The 14,472-nt window shown below is 71.6% G+C and carries 15 protein-coding genes; 8 read left to right on the forward strand and 7 right to left on the reverse strand.

What is annotated here, in order from left to right; all coding sequences use genetic code 11:
- Positions 1-171 precede the first annotated feature (171 nt).
- The 4 genes from ACH34Q_RS35765 to ACH34Q_RS35780 all read right to left on the reverse strand — a co-directional run bounded on the left by ACH34Q_RS35765 (position 172) and on the right by ACH34Q_RS35780 (position 4,452).
- Positions 172-600: a hypothetical protein gene (locus ACH34Q_RS35765; protein WP_395987587.1), complete on the reverse strand. Its 429-nt coding sequence runs from the start codon at positions 598-600 to the stop codon at positions 172-174.
- Between the two features lie 86 nt (positions 601-686).
- Positions 687-1,940, reverse strand: coding sequence for a CynX/NimT family MFS transporter (locus ACH34Q_RS35770; RefSeq protein ID WP_395987588.1), 1,254 nt, complete (start codon positions 1,938-1,940; stop codon positions 687-689).
- Entirely contained in the window at positions 1,937-2,638 is a 702-nt protein-coding gene (locus ACH34Q_RS35775) for a FadR/GntR family transcriptional regulator (protein WP_395987589.1), read from the reverse strand. The genes ACH34Q_RS35770 and ACH34Q_RS35775 overlap by 4 nt, the downstream gene beginning before the upstream one ends.
- An 80-nt stretch (positions 2,639-2,718) precedes the next feature.
- Complete coding sequence (locus ACH34Q_RS35780; protein ID WP_395987590.1) at positions 2,719-4,452, reverse strand: DUF2207 domain-containing protein; 1,734 nt, start codon at positions 4,450-4,452, stop codon at positions 2,719-2,721.
- Between the two features lie 113 nt (positions 4,453-4,565).
- On the opposite strand from ACH34Q_RS35780, the gene ACH34Q_RS35785 reads away from it, so the two are divergent.
- From ACH34Q_RS35785 to ACH34Q_RS35800, 4 genes are all read left to right on the forward strand, one after another.
- Complete coding sequence (locus ACH34Q_RS35785) at positions 4,566-5,531, forward strand: neutral zinc metallopeptidase (protein WP_395987591.1); 966 nt, start codon at positions 4,566-4,568, stop codon at positions 5,529-5,531.
- Positions 5,532-5,635: 104 nt separating this feature from the next.
- Entirely contained in the window at positions 5,636-6,016 is a 381-nt protein-coding gene (locus tag ACH34Q_RS35790; RefSeq protein WP_395987592.1) for a VOC family protein, read from the forward strand.
- 13 nt (positions 6,017-6,029) lie between these two features.
- The gene (locus ACH34Q_RS35795) at positions 6,030-6,425 is read left to right on the forward strand and encodes a YciI family protein (protein ID WP_395987593.1); all 396 of its coding nucleotides are present in this window, start codon (positions 6,030-6,032) and stop codon (positions 6,423-6,425) included.
- Positions 6,422-7,681, forward strand: coding sequence for an RNA polymerase sigma factor (locus tag ACH34Q_RS35800; protein ID WP_395987594.1), 1,260 nt, complete (start codon positions 6,422-6,424; stop codon positions 7,679-7,681). The genes ACH34Q_RS35795 and ACH34Q_RS35800 overlap by 4 nt, the downstream gene beginning before the upstream one ends.
- Here ACH34Q_RS35800 and ACH34Q_RS35805 read toward each other — a convergent pair.
- Entirely contained in the window at positions 7,646-8,713 is a 1,068-nt protein-coding gene (locus ACH34Q_RS35805) for a hypothetical protein (RefSeq protein WP_395987595.1), read from the reverse strand. The genes ACH34Q_RS35800 and ACH34Q_RS35805 overlap by 36 nt on opposite strands.
- Positions 8,714-8,858: 145 nt before the next feature.
- Between ACH34Q_RS35805 and ACH34Q_RS35810 the strand changes: the two genes are divergently transcribed.
- From ACH34Q_RS35810 to ACH34Q_RS35820, 3 genes are all read left to right on the forward strand, one after another.
- Positions 8,859-9,329: a helix-turn-helix domain-containing protein gene (locus ACH34Q_RS35810; RefSeq protein WP_395987596.1), complete on the forward strand. Its 471-nt coding sequence runs from the start codon at positions 8,859-8,861 to the stop codon at positions 9,327-9,329.
- The gene (locus ACH34Q_RS35815; RefSeq protein ID WP_395987597.1) at positions 9,326-9,802 is read left to right on the forward strand and encodes a hypothetical protein; all 477 of its coding nucleotides are present in this window, start codon (positions 9,326-9,328) and stop codon (positions 9,800-9,802) included. Before ACH34Q_RS35810 ends, ACH34Q_RS35815 begins: the two co-directional genes overlap by 4 nt.
- A 133-nt stretch (positions 9,803-9,935) precedes the next feature.
- On the forward strand, positions 9,936-10,268 hold the full coding sequence (locus ACH34Q_RS35820; RefSeq protein ID WP_395987598.1) for a DUF2516 family protein: 333 nt from the start codon (positions 9,936-9,938) through the stop codon (positions 10,266-10,268).
- Between the two features lie 4 nt (positions 10,269-10,272).
- Here ACH34Q_RS35820 and ACH34Q_RS35825 read toward each other — a convergent pair whose 3' ends face one another.
- Both ACH34Q_RS35825 and ACH34Q_RS35830 read right to left on the reverse strand, forming a co-directional pair.
- Complete coding sequence (locus tag ACH34Q_RS35825) at positions 10,273-11,127, reverse strand: SGNH/GDSL hydrolase family protein (RefSeq protein WP_395987599.1); 855 nt, start codon at positions 11,125-11,127, stop codon at positions 10,273-10,275.
- Positions 11,128-11,416: 289 nt separating this feature from the next.
- Entirely contained in the window at positions 11,417-12,052 is a 636-nt protein-coding gene (locus ACH34Q_RS35830; RefSeq protein ID WP_395987600.1) for a TetR family transcriptional regulator, read from the reverse strand.
- Positions 12,053-12,123: 71 nt separating this feature from the next.
- On the opposite strand from ACH34Q_RS35830, the gene ACH34Q_RS35835 reads away from it, so the two are divergent.
- Positions 12,124-14,466 carry an MMPL family transporter gene (locus ACH34Q_RS35835; RefSeq protein WP_395987601.1) on the forward strand — a complete coding sequence of 781 codons (2,343 nt, stop codon included), beginning with the start codon at positions 12,124-12,126 and terminating at the stop codon, positions 14,464-14,466.
- Positions 14,467-14,472: the final 6 nt, after the last annotated feature.

Here is a 14,472-nt window from a genome sequence, read left to right on the forward strand (position 1 = left end):
GTACGGCGGCGAGCAGCAGGTGGGCGCGATCCGTCCAGCGCCAGGAGTCTTCTGACCTCGCCTGCCCGAGATGTTGACTCGTGGCGTGTTCGCCTCCAAGAGCGACGCCAGGGGCGAACACGCCACGAGTCAACGGGAGCGGGTGGTCCGGCGGAGGGGCATGGTCACGCATTAACCCCGGCTGGACCACCAGTGGGAGCGGCGCTTCTGGCGAGGCGCCTTCTGCTCCAGGATGCCGACGCCTCCTGGCTGGCTCTCGGGACGGCCCTCCTGCCCGGCGGCGCCGTGCGGACGCAGCGGGACCTCGGGGCTGCCCTCCTGGTCGGCGGGCGGGTCGACGTACTCGGTCTCGCCCGGTGCGTAGCTGTGCGAGTACATGCCGGGTGAGTAGTGGTAGAGGCCGCCCTCCATCGGGCCCCGGTGCGGCGACTGGTCGGGGCGTCCGGGCTTGACCTTCCTGGACGAGGCCCTGATGATCAGCGTCAGCCAGGTGATGAGGGCCAGCGCGATGATCAGCGGGCCGAACAGCAGGGTGGAGCCCGAGCCGACCTGGCCCGGGTCGGCCAGGACCGGTGCGTGGGCCAGGACCGTCATGTCCACGTGATCCACCTCCGGGGTGAGTTGCCGGAATGCTCGGCTACTTCAGCCCCTACCCCGCAGATGGCCGATGACCCGGGGTTGACCTGCTATCTCCCGGAAGGTGGCGAAACATGGGTCTGGCCTGCGGGTTCGCGGGCCGGGGCCTGGATCGTACGGTTCCGGCCGGCGGCGAGCCCGGGCAGCGCCAGCCCGGCGGTGATGGCGAGCACCACCGCGATCGGCACGTTCCAATCGCCGGTGGCGTCGTACAGGGCGCCGATGACCAGCGGGCCCAGCGCCGCGATCAGGTAGCCGCAGCCCTGCGCCATCCCGGACAGCTGGCCGGCCACCCGGACGTCATGGGCCCGCAGGCCGATGAACGCCAGCGCGGTCGCGAACCCGAAGCCTTGGCCGACGCCGAGCACGACCGCCCAGAGCCAGAGCGAGCCGGTGGGCGCCCACGCGACCCCGGCGAAACCGGTGAACGTCAACGTCACGGCCGCGAGGACGAGGGGCCGCTGGTCGCGCATCCGCCGTTCCAGGAACGGCACCGACAACGCGCCGAACGCCTGCAGGAGGCTGCTCAGCCCCAGCAGGTAGCCGGCGGCCTCCTCGCTCATGCCCCGGTCCTGGAAGATCGTGGGGAGCCAGCCGACGGTGATGTACGCCAGCAGCGACTGGACGCCCATGAACAGCGTGACCTGCCAGGCCAGCTTGGAGCGCCACACGGTCGCCGCCACGGCTCGTACGGGAGGACCGGCGGGCGCCGTGGAAGCGGCGGGGGAGGACGGGGCGGGCCTGCGGAGCAGCCGGGGCAGCCAGGCCGGCCCGGCGAGTGCCGCCGGGATCGCCAGCAGGCCCAGCGGCGGCCGCCAGCCGCCGCCCAGGGCGTTCTGGAGCGGGATCACGACGGCGGCCGACAGCGCGGCGCTGGACGTGATCGCCACCGTGTAGACCGAGGTCACCAGGGTGATCGACTGCGGATGGTCGCGCTTGATGATGGCCGGGATGGCGATGTTGCCGATGCTGATCGCGATCCCGGCGGCCAGCGAGCCGGCGAACAGCGCCACCGGGGCGTCCAGCAGCCGGACCAGCAGCGCGACGACCAGCACCGCCATGCTCGTCACCAGCAGCGTCTCGCCGCGCGGGGCGCGCCGGATGAACGGTGCCGCCAGCCCGTACGCGCCGAAGAACAGCAGCGGCAGCGTGGTGAGCGCGCCCGCCGCCGTACCGGACAGGCCGAAGTCGTCCCGGATGCTCGTCAGCAGCGGCCCGACCGCCACGATCGCGGGCCGCAGGTTGACGGCGACCAGGACGAGCAGCGCCAGCCCGGCGATCAGCGAGAGCCGCCGCGGCGTCACGGGTCCTCCCGGTCCGGGTCGGCGGCGACCAGCGACTCCAGGACGGCCAGCGTCGGCTCCACGACGGCCGCCGCGGCGCGCGCGGCCCCGGCGGCGTCCCGGGCGATGATCGCGTCCAGGACGGCCCGGTGCGCGGCCGGTCCGGCCTCGGGGACCTCGTGGTCGAGCCGGATCGTCCGCATCGAGACGCGGAGCCGGTCGAGGAAGAACCGGTGCGCCTCGATCAGGACGGGATTGCGGGTGGCCTCGACGACGCCGAGGTGGAAGCGGGCGTCGGCGTCCCCGAAGGCGTCCGCGTCGGAGGCGGCGTTGCGGGCCTCCAGCAGCCGGGTGAGCCGGTCGATGTCGTCGGCGGTACGGCGGCGCGCGGCCAGCCGGGCGGCCTGGACGTCATAGGCGAGCTGGACCTCGAACACGTCTCGCAGGGTCGCGCGGGCGACGCGGCGCAGCAGGGGCCGCGGATCGGCGCTGCTGCGCACGTACGTCCCGTCGCCGCGCCGTACCTCCAGCACGCCGACATGGGTGAGCGCGCGGATGGCCTCGCGGACCGCCGGGCGGCTCACGCCCAGCCGCGCCGCCAGATCGAGTTCGCCGGGGATGCGCTCGCCGACCTGCCAGCCGCCGCCGCTGATCTCGGCCTGCAGCTGGTCGAGGACGGCGTCGACGGTCGAGCCGCCGGGAACGGGACTGAGGGCCACGACACTCCCATCGGTAAGATGTCAGACATCTTACCGAAATCGCCCGGCCGGGCTGGGCGGCCCCAGCCGGGACCGGCGGCTCACAGCCCCCGGGACTGGGAGATCGAACCCGACGTGGCCAGCGTGAACGTGCGCATCGACTCGGCGAACTTCGACAGGTCCCACTCGGCCGGGCCCTCGTACCAGTAGAGGTTGTCGGCGCCCTCTTCGCGCTCGCCCGCGTCCTCCACGGTCTGCGCCCACTTCGGTACGGCGTCGAAGACGACCGCGTACGGCAGGAAGCGCGAGAACAGCGCGATCCGCTGCGGTGCCCCGACCGTCCGGCCCGCGCCGTCGGGCAGCTCGCCGCGTTCCAGGAACGCGCGGAAGCCGATCGTGTGCGCCAGGACGGTCGCGCCGCGCGCGGTCTTGGCCGGCATGTACTGCCCGCCGTACGCCAGCGCGGCCCCCGCGATGATCACCGCGAGCCCGACCAGGGCCAGATCCGTGAACAGCGCCAGCGCGACCGTCCCGGCCACGCCGAGCGCGGTCAGCACCATCCCGGCGATCGTCCAGCGGGACCGGACCGTGTCCGGGCGCCGCGCGAACCAGCCCTGCTCCACCACGTCGTCGTACATCGCCGACCGGACCTTGGCCAGCTTGGTCGCGAACGTCCCGCCCAGCTCCGACAGCTTCACCGAGCCGCGCACGGCTCCGTCCGGCGCGGTGAACAGGGCGTCCAGCAGCAGCCGCTCGTACCGCTGCAGGTCCTCCCCGGCGTCCCGCTCCAGCCGCCGCAGCGCCCAGTCGAGCCGGCCGGTGACCGCCCGGTCCTCCTCCTCGATCATCAGGTAGCCGCGGACGGCGAGGTCCACGATCGTCGCGGTGACGTCGATGACGTCGGCCCGCTCGTCGATCAGCGTGCCGATCTGCCCGGGACGGACGCCGTCCGGCGGCTCGAACTCCGACCCCGCGACCGGCGCGTGATCCCCCTCGGCGGCCTTCCTGCCCACCACCCGGGCGTCCCGTCCGCGCAGCAGGTACAGCGCGCCGATCCCGGCGGCCAGCAGCGCGAGCAGACCCAGCAGCGCGGCGGCGGTGACCCCGTTCACCGAGAACGCGGTCGCCACCGTGTGCCGCCGCTCGTAGATCGGCTTGCCGCCGGTCGCCCCGGCCGGAAGGCCGACGACCACGGTCAGGTACTCGCCGGAGAGCATCCGCTGCTGGGAGAAGACCCCCTGCGTGCGGGAGTGGTTGGTGTAGAACTGCGTGCACCCGATGGAACTGTCCAGCGGGCCGGAGAAGCAGTTGACGTGCCGGATCGCCGTGCCGCCGTCGACGGTGACGCGCGCCTCGTCGACCGGGACGTTCCAGCCGCCGATCGCCGTCCAGCGCAACTCCTCGAACCGCCCCATCGGCGACACCGCGCCGCGCACCTCGTACTCCAGGACGACCGTGCGCCGCCCGTTCAGGGCCGCCGCCCCGGTGACCTCGACGACGGTACGGGTGTCCTGCTCGGTGATCGCCACCTTGGTGGGACCGCCGTCGGGACTGGAGGCGCGGACACCCGAGATCGGCGTGATCCGGTCGTGGGTGATGCTGTCGTGCCGCCGGGTGACGAACGAGCGCTCCAGCCCGCGGCCGCCGCCGAACTCGTAGGTGATCGTCTCCCGGACCCGGGCGACACCGCCCGGACCGGTCGTCAGCATGACCTCGTCCTTGATCACCCGCTCGGGTGCCACGGCCGTGGCGGCCGCCGCCGGAGCGGGGACGAGCGAGGCGAGAAGGGCGGCGATGGCCAGGGAGACGACCATTGACCGCAAGCGACCCAACATGGCGGCAAATGCTAGCGGCTGCGGGCGTCCGCCGGGCCCGACGGCGCTGACCTGCGGCGCTGAGCGGTCCGGCCGGTTCGTGTCGTTTGCTGCCTGTGCGATGATTTTTCGCTATGGCAGGCCACACCCCCCGACCGGCGGCCGCGGAGGCGGCGTCGAGCGGCCTGCCCGGGGGACCGCAGGGGCCCGTCTACCGGTACGAGCCGCGCCGTCGGCCGCAGCGCCGGGCCGGTGGAGGGGCCGTCGCCGCGATCCTGGGCGGCCTGGCCTCGCTGGTCGTCCTCATGATCCTTGGGTTCGCGGCGTTCGGCGGCGGTGACGGCGGCCTGACCGCTTCCGGCCTCCGCCCCGGGGCCGCGGTGCCGAAGGAGACCGCCACCAAGAACGGGCTGTACGCGACCGGCAAGCTCACCCCGGTCGGCTGCCGCCTGCCCGGCATCGCGCCGGGCACCGACTCCATGCGCCGCTTCATGAACGTCCTGAGCGACTGCCTGGACGCCTCGTGGAAGGGGCAGTTCGGCAAGGCGCGGATGCCGTTCAGCCCGCCGTCCCGCGTCTTCTGGGACGGCCCGGGCCGCAGCCCGTGCGGGACGTACCCGAGCCCGGGCGCCTCCGCCTTCTACTGCCCGGCCAACAACACGATGTACGTGGGCCTCGAGCACATCGTGGAGACCTCCGGCGGCGAGCCGCTGTCGAACTTCGCGGTGTTCGCCCGGGTGATCGCCCACGAGTACGGCCACCACGTCCAGGACCGCTCCGGGATCCTGCTGTACGGGCAGCAGTTGATGGAACGCTCTGACCCCCTCGCCCGTACCGAGGCCAGCCGCCGCCTCGAACTGCAGGCCCAGTGCCTGGCGGGGGCGTTCCTCGGCACCGAGCGCGACACGCTCCCGATGACCCGCGAGCAGTACGCCGCGCTGATCGTCGACGTCCGGGGCCGCGGCGACGATCACCAGCCCGCCGAGGAGCGCGACCACGGCTCCAGCGACAGCTACGCCGGCTGGGTGATCGAGGGCTACAAGGACGGAGACCTCGCCGTCTGCGACACCTGGACCGTCCCCCCGTCCGACGTCGACTGAGAATTCGACCGGACTTTCTCGTCCAGGGACGTCGAAGCCCGGCCGCCGGCTCCGTTCTCTGCTGTGAGGGGCCCACCAGGGGCCGCCACGAGGGGAGGACGAGCATGGGAAATCCAGTGGTGCACTTCGAGATCATCGGTACCGATCCGGCGAAGCTCCGCCGCTACTACGGCGATCTGTTCGGGTGGGACTTCCATGTCGGCGACGCGGCCACCGATGAGGTGTCCGCGCCGGGCGGCTACGGGTTCGTGGAGGCGGACTCGGCCGGCATCAACGGCGGTGTCGGCGGAGGCGAGGGCTGCGAGGCCCGCGTCCTGTTCTACGTGGACGTCCCCGACGTCGAGGCCGCGCTCCGCAAGGCCGAGAGCCTCGGCGGCAAGCGCACGCTGGGCCCGACAGGGGTCCCGGGAGGCGATCTGGTGGTCGGCCAGTTCACCGACCCCGAAGGCCACCTCGTCGGCGTCGCCGGCCACGCCGTAACGTGAGACCGGAGGAACGATGAAGTACCTGCTCTTGATCTACAGCAACTCGGAGAACTGGGAACACCCGATCTTCCTGCGCGATCCCCGGTTCCTGGCGCTGCCGGAGGCCGAACGGGACAGGCTGTCCCAGCAGTTCGGCGACCTGCTCGAGGAGATCGGCGAATCCGGTGAGCTCGTCGTCGGCACGCCGCTGGCCGACCCGGTGAACACCCGCACCATGCGCGTGCGCGACGGCGTACCGGCGCCCACCGACGGGCCGTACCTGGAGGCCAAGGAGCAGCTGGCGGGCTACTTCGTCGTCGACTGCGACAGCCCCGAACGGGCCGCCGAGATCGCCTCGCGCTTCCCCGACGCCCGGTTCGGCGCCGTGGAGATCCGCCCGATCATGGGGCAGTCCGGCCAGGAGATGTGAGCGCGGGCACCGCGGTCGAGGACCTGCTGCGCCGGCTGGCGCCGCGGGCCCTCGCCGCGGTCGCCCGGCACTACGGCAACTTCGAGACCGCCGAGGACGCCGTACAGGAGGCCCTGCTCACCGCCGCGACGCACTGGCAGCGCGACGGGATCCCGGAGAACCCCCAGGGCTGGCTGATCAGGGTCGCCTCCCGCAAGATGGCCGACCGGCTGCGCAGCGAACGGGCGAGCCGGCACCGCGAGGAGAAGGCGGCCGCGCGCATCCCGCCGGACGAACTCCTCGCCCCCGCCGCCGACGCCGAGGAACCGGCCCGGGACGACACCCTGACCCTGCTGCTGCTCTGCTGCCATCCCAGCCTCACCCCGCCCTCCCAGGTCGCGCTCACCCTGCGCGCCGTCGGCGGCCTCACCACGGCGGAGATCGCCCAGGCGTTCCTGGTCCCCGAGCCGACCATGGCCCAGCGCATCGCCCGCGCCAAGCAGCGGATCAAGGCCTCCGGCGCCCGCTTCCGCCCGCCGCCCGAGCACGAGCGGGCCGACCGGCTCCGTCCCGTCCTGCACGTGCTGTACCTGATCTTCAACGAGGGATACACCGCCAGTTCGGGCCCCCACCTGCAGCGCGGCGAGCTGACCGGCGAGGCGATCCGGCTGGCCCGGACCGTACGGGACCTGGTGCCCGAGGACGGCGAGGTCGCCGGCCTGCTGGCCCTCATGCTGCTCACCGACGCCCGCCGTCCGGCCCGTACCCGCCCCGACGGCGCCCTCGTCCCGCTCGCCGAGCAGGACCGAGCCATGTGGAACCGGGACTCCACCGACGAGGGCCTCACCCTGATCACGAGCACCCTGGCCCGCGCCCCGATCGGCCCGTACCAACTCCAGGCCGCGATCGCCGCCGTGCACGCCGAGGCGCCCCGCCACGAGGACACCGACTGGCCGCAGATCGTCGCGCTCTACCAACTGCTCGAAGACCTCGCGCCCAACCCGATGGTCACCCTCAACCACGCCGTCGCGGTCGCCATGGCCTCAGGCCCGCACGCGGGCCTGGCACTCCTGGAACCCCTCGACGACCACCTGTCCGGCCACCACCGCCTGCACGCCGTCCGCGCCCACCTGCTGGAAATGGCCGGAGACCCCAAGGGCTCCGTCTCCAACTACCGCACGGCCGCACGCCTGACCACGAGCATCCCCGAACAGAACTACCTACGAGACCGCGCGGCCCGCCTACTCGAAGCGGATCCGCCCGAGGGCCGCTCGTGACGCTGCGACGGCTTCGGCGGAGACCCGCTCGACGGGCTGTTCGGCGCTGTAGAGGATCGTGATCAGGACGTTCCCCTTACGCGTGACGACCTGCGCTCGCGCGGAATCCTCGTACTTCACCGTGCCCATGCAGGCCTCGTCGCCCAGTCCGGAGACCATCGACGGGCAGTCGCGGTCGACCCGGGCCTGAAAGAGGGTGCGCGCCTTCTCGGAGGCGCCGCTTCCGCTGCCTACGCCGCGTTCCTGCAGTTCAAGACGGACGCTCATCTCCGGTGGCGGGTCGTCCGATCCCCAAGAGCAGGACAGGTCCTCATCGGAGACGCCGTTGTCACGGTCGGTCGCCGGGGCCCCCGGCACCAGCCGCGCGATGGTCGTACGGTCGACGACCGTGCAGGCGTCCGGGAGCCGGGCCGCCTCATCGCGTCCCGGCCACCACGCCTGGGTGGACGGGCTGGTGATGTAGAGCGCGAAGGCCGCGATACCGCACAGCATCACCAGGACCAAGCCGTCCGCGATCAGCATCGGGATCCGGCTCTTGGGGGCCACCGGGCGTACGGCCACCCGAGGACGGTGCCACCCGGCTCTCGCATAGACGGGTTCCAGCAGGGCGTTCAGTTTCCGCCTGGACGTGAACGGGCCGATGGTCGGCGAGGCGAGGGGGATCGGGCGCCCTTGCACCCTGAAGAGCATGAGCTTGTGCCCGGTCCAGGGCGGTCCGATCATCAAAGTGATGCGGACGACCTGATCCCAGGGGACACGGATCTGGGAGCGGCCGCGCCGCCGCGTCACCCCCTGGCTGTCCACCACCGTGTCCCCGCGAAGGGCCGGCGGCGCTCCGATGAACGACGGGAGGAACATCCCGACGGTACTGATCGCCATGGGCAGGAAGCCGAACAGCCACCTGCCGTTGTCCGCGGCCAAGAGCAGGCCGAAGACGAAGCACCACACGCCGGCGACCGCGAGAAGGACCAGCAGAGGCCGTCTGCGGGAGGGCTCGAGGACGAGGGGATCGGGCTCATCCGGGGAGGACATGGGCGGAGCCTAACGACGTCCGTGGGGTCTCAGGGGCGGGTCTTGTGTTAGTACGTTCCATCGGGAAACGGCATGTGAGGACTCTCACGGCCGGGTGCTAGCTAGAGTGCTTGCAATTGCAAGCACCATGACGCAGGGTGGATTCATGGCAAGTTCGAAGGTCGGTTCGCTCGGGGAGTACATCCGGGAGCAGCGCACGCGGGCGAAGATCTCGCTGCGCCAGCTCGCCGATGTCTCAGGGATCTCCAACCCGTACCTGAGCCAGGTCGAGCGCGGCCTGCGCAAGCCGAGCGCCGAGATCCTGCAGCAGATCGCCAAGGGGCTGCGGATCTCCGCCGAGGTGCTGTACGTGCAGGCCGGGATCCTGGAGGAGCGCGAGGCCGACACCGATGTGCAGGCCGCGGTCCGGGCCGACCTGATCCTCACCGAACGGCAGAAGCAGGTGTTGCTCGACATCTACGCGTCGTTCCTGAAGGAGAACGAGGCCGACGGCGTCCTCGCCGAGCACGAGCACGAGCACGAGCACGAGGACGAGTACGAGACCGAGGACGAGACCGAGGAGGCTCCGGAGGACCGAGTCCCGGAGCCCGGGGAACGAAGGGAAGAGGTCGTATGACGCTAGCCAGCAACCTCCGTGAGAACAAGGCCGTCTACACCGTCGCCGGCGCCGGCGACCTGGCGGTGGCCAAGCTCCGCGAGGTGCCCGAGCAGGTCGAGAAGGTCCGCGAGAACGCGGGCAAGTACCAGGTCGAGGTTCGCGAGAACCTGGACAAGTACCGTGACCGGTACCGCGAGCAGGTCCGCGAGACCGTCGGCAAGTACCGTGGCGAGGTCCGCGAGAACGTCGGCCGGGTCGAGGTCAAGGACCTGCCGGGTGCCGCGGTGGCGTACGTGACGCACGTCGGCACCCGCACCGTCGAGTTCATCGACGAGCTGGCCGAGCGCGGCAAGAAGGTCGTGCACCGCGAGGCCGTCGAGGTCGCCGAGATCACCGAGAAGCCGGCCCCGAAGCCGCGCGCCGCGCAGCCGAAGAAGCCCGCCCAGGGCCAGGCCGGGACCGGGACCGCCGCGAAGAAGAGCGACAGCTGAGCCGCCCCGCCTCGGCGGGAACGCCGGCTCCGATCAACGAGATGGGCCCGGCCGGGATAGTCCGGCCGGGCTCTTTCGTTGACTAGGGTGGGCACGCACGATTTCACGGCGACGAGAGTGGTGATCTTTACCGATGGAGGCCCTCTCCTACTTCTTCTGGTTCCTGGCGATCGTCGCGTTCGTCTTCGAGGTCGTGGCCCTCGTCGACATCCTGCAGGTACCCGAGGGCGCATTCCCCGCGACCGACAAGCAGACCAAGAAGCTCTGGCTGATCCTGCTGGTCGTCGCCAACGTGGTCGGCCTCGGCGGTGCGGTCGGGTTCCTGCCGCTGCTGTCGTTCCTGCCGATCGCGGCGTTCATCGTGGCCGCGATCTACCTCGCGGACGTGAAGCCGGCGGTCAAGCCGTACAAGAAGAAGGGCGGGAAGGGCGGCAACGCCGGATCCGGCCCGTACGGCGGCTGGTGACGTCCTAAGGCCTGGCCCCGGCCCGACGGCCGTCCGCGCCGTCCGCGCCGGGGACCTCCTGCTGGGTGGACGAGATCGTGGGCGCCGCGTCCGGCTGCGCGGGCGGGGTGTAGGTGACCTTCGTACGGCCGAGGACGGGCTTGTCCAGCTTCATCGCCCGCAGGTCGCCGGCCAGCCGCTCGGCGATGTGCCGGTTGCCCTGCGGGTTGGGGTGGGTGCCGTCCTGGCGGATCAGCCGGGCCGCGTTTCCGGTGCCCTTCCGCGGGTTCCCGGTGATCCACCTGCCCGCCAGCGGGTCGATGAACGGGATCCGCCGCGATGACGCGACCCCGCGCAGGGCGTCCCTGACCATCAGCGCCTTCGGGCCGGGGTCGCCGCCCCACATCGGGCCCATCAGCACCACCTGCGTGCGGGGCCAGCGTGACCGTACGGTCTCCAGCAGCGCGCTCGCCTTCTCCGTGATCACGCCGGGCGGCATCCGGACGTCGTTGTGCCCGCCGGAGATCAGCACCATGTCCGGTTCGGGGCGCCAGGCCAGCTGCGCGCCGAACAGCGAGGCGAACGACGCGGTGGTACCGATGGTGTTGGCGAAACCCGTCCTGGCCTGCCCGGCGACGACGATCTGCCAGCCGAGGGCGCGGGCGGTCTCCGCGGCGTAGGCGCGTTCGGGCGGGAGGCCGCGGATGCCGACGGTGTAGCTGTCGCCCAGCACGAACACCACCGGTGCGCGCTTCTCCGGCTCGGCGCGAGGGCCGGCGGCCGGCCGGCCCTTCCCGAACTTGTCCAGCTGGACGGCAGTGGCGACGCCGACGCACGACACGAGCACCACGGCCAGGACGGCCCAGGCCAGTCGGGGCACGCTGCAAGCCCTCCACGCTTCTCGGATAGTCCGTCGTACCGGATCGGGGAGCACGCCCCGCCCGTCAGCACGGACGAACCAGCAGGGTCCGAGGGCATCAGCCTCGACAGGTCCGCATTTTAGCCCGGCGGCGGGGCCGCCGGATCAAGATCCCGAACTGTGTCCACCAACGTCCACCCGCGCCCGGCAATGTTGACTCGTGGCGTGTTCGCCTTATACGCCAGGGCCGGAGGCGAACACGCCACGAGTCAACGGAAGGGGCGGCGCGGCGAAGGGGGCGGTCACCGCACTAGACAGGCGGGGGTGGGGCGGTCATGGCGTCGATCGAGCCGAGCCCGTGCTCGACGATGGCCAGCGCCCGGTCCAGGGCCGCGCGGGTCGAGAGCGGGTCGTACCCCTGCCGGCGGCAGTGCACGAGGACCGCCTGCATCCCGCCGATCGCGATCCCCGAGGCCGCCACCGCGTCGATCTCGCCGATCCCCGGGCACAGCTCGTGCAGCCGCGCCTCGATCTCCTCCTGGGTGTCGGTCAGCCGCTGCAGTGCCCGGGCCTGCAGGCCGGGGCGTTCCAGGACCAGCCGGATCTGGACGGGGCCGTACGCGCCCTGCTCGGAGACCAGCGCCTGCATGATGTCGATGACGGCGCGCCGCAGGGCCTGCAGCGGGGACTCGCCGGGCTCGCGCCGGGCGAGGCGTTCGGCGACCTCGGCGAGCCGGTCGTCGATCTCGGCGAAGACCACGTCCTCCTTGCTCGGGAAGTAGCTGAAGAAGGTCCGGGGCGAGACGTCGGCGGCGGCGGCGATGTCGGCGATCGTCGTCTCCTCGTAGCCGCGCTCGGCGAACAGCCGCAGCGCGGCGGCGGCCAGCGCCGAGCGGGTGCGCTGCTTCTTGCGTTCGCGCAGCCCGGGCTCGTCGGCGTGATGCATGTCACTAATATTACCATGACTGCAAAGTTGCAGCTATTGCAAAAATCTACGGTACGTGCTGATCTGGGAACATGGCGCGATTCCTGGACCGGCTCGGCCGCTTCTGCGTACGGCGGCGGCGCGCCGTCTTCGGTCTGTGGGCCGCATTGATCCTGGCCACCGGCGTCCTCGGGATCGTGCAGGGCGGCATCTTCGTCCAGCAGAGCACGCTGCCGGGCACCGAGACGCAGCGCGCCATCGACACCCTGCGCCAGGACTTCCCCGCCATGACCGGCCCGACCGCCACCGCGGTCTTCCACTCCACCGCGGACGCCAGCCCCGGCGACTGGCGGGTCGCGCTGGCGGTCGGCCAGTCGATCGACAACATCTACGCGCTCGACCGCGTCGCGTTCACCGAGAACCCCTACGTCCAGGGCATGGGCGGGATGAAGAGCCACGACGCGGTCGTGATCAGGCTCAACTTCACCGGTGACCTGAGCGATGTCGGCCAGTCCGACCTGGACGCGCTCGACAAGGCCGTGGAGCCGGCCCGGATGGCGGGGCTGGAGGTGAAGTTCGGCGGCATCACCGCGATGCTGCTCAACCAGCCCAAGGGCGGCCCCCAGGAGGGTGCCGGGATCATGCTGGCGATGGCCGTGCTCCTGCTGGCCTTCGGCTCATGGCTGGCCGCCGGCATCCCGATCCTGGTGTCGCTGTGCGGGCTGGCCATCGCCTACTCGCTGATCCACTTCGCCGCGTCGCTGTTCGAGGTCCATCCGACGGCACCGATGATGGCCGCGATGCTGGGGCTCGGCGCCGGGATCGACTACGCGCTGTTCATCGTCACCCGCTATCGCCAGCAGCTGGCCGAGGGCGACGACGTCCCGACCGCGGTCGGCCGCGCGATGGCGAACGCGGGCCACGCCGTCGTGTTCGCCGGCGGGACGGTCGTCTTCGCGATCTGCGGGCTGTTCCTGTCCGGGATCGACTTCATCGGCCGGATCGGCGTCTCCGCCGCGCTCGCCGTGTGCCTGATGGTGGTGGGCGCGCTGACCCTGCTGCCGGCGATCCTCGGTGCCCTCGGCACCCGGATCGACCGCTACAAACTGCCCCGGGTCAGACCCGACCGCGCGTCCGAGCGCTGGACCCGCTGGGGACGGCATGTGAACCGCAAGGCCTGGCCGTACGCGATCGTCGCCACGCTCATCCTGCTGACGCTGGCGATCCCGACGCTCAGCCTGCGGCCCGGGGTGATGGCCGACAGCACCGCCTCGCCGCAGATGACGTCCCGGCAGGCGTACGACGTCGTGGCGCGCGAGTTCGGCGCCGGCCACTACAGCCCGTTCGTGATCGTCGCCAAGGTCCCGGGCGTCGCGGAACGGCGCGAGAAGCCCAAGGTGGAGACCGAGGACAAGGACAAGAAGGAGGCCGAGGAGCCCTCCGGGCTGAACGGTCTGTCCGGCCTCACCGGCCCCGCGCCGGTGGTCCCGTCCGCGACCCCCGAGCCGGGCGGCGAGGCACCCGTGGTCAAGGGCGCCCCCGACCTGACGAAGAAGCCGCGCAAGGACGCCGTCCTGCTGGCCCAGGATCTCCAGCGCCGCGTCTCCGAGGTGCCCGGCGTGGCGTTCACCGCCGAGCCGATCGTCACGGGTACGACCGCGACCCTGCAGGTCATCCCGGCCGGGGCCCCGCACGATGAGGCGACGACCGACCTCGTGCACCGGCTGCGCGGCGTCGAGATCCCGGCGATCAAGAAGGCTCACCCGGGCACGACGATCTACCTGGGCGGCGAGAACCCCGCGATCATCGACCTGGCCGACACGGTCGGGGACCGGATGGTCACCGTGGTGATCGCCGTGGTCGGGGTGGCGCTGCTCCTGCTGGTCATCGCGTTCCGCTCGATCCTGGTCCCGATCAAGGCCGCGCTGATGAACCTGCTGTCGATCGGAGCCTCGTTCGGCGTGGTCACGGCCGTCTTCCAGTGGGGCTGGGGGATCGGCCTGCTCGGCGTGGACCAGCCCATCCCGATCATGTCGTTCGTCCCGCTGTTCATGTTCGCCCTGATCTTCGGGCTGTCGATGGACTACGAGGTCTTCCTGCTGTCCCGGATCAAGGAGGAGTACGAGCGCACCGGCGACCCGCACGAGAGCGTGGTCACCGGCATCGCCGCCACCGCCCGCCTGATCACCTCCGCCGCGCTCATCATGATCTTCATCTTCGCCAGCTTCGTCCCGCAGCCCGACCCGACCATCAAGATGATGGCGCTGGGCCTGGCCGTCGCCGTCGCCGTGGACGCCACGATCGTCCGCCTCGTCCTCGTACCGGCCCTGATGAGCCTGCTCGGCCACGCCAACTGGTGGTTCCCGGGCCGCAAGCGCCCGGCCGTCGTGGCCTCGGAGAAGGCTGCGAAGCAGGAACTCGAACGCGTTCCCTGATCGCCC

The sequence above is a fragment of the Actinomadura sp. 9N407 genome, assembly GCF_044326315.1.
Taxonomy (GTDB): domain Bacteria; phylum Actinomycetota; class Actinomycetes; order Streptosporangiales; family Streptosporangiaceae; genus Spirillospora.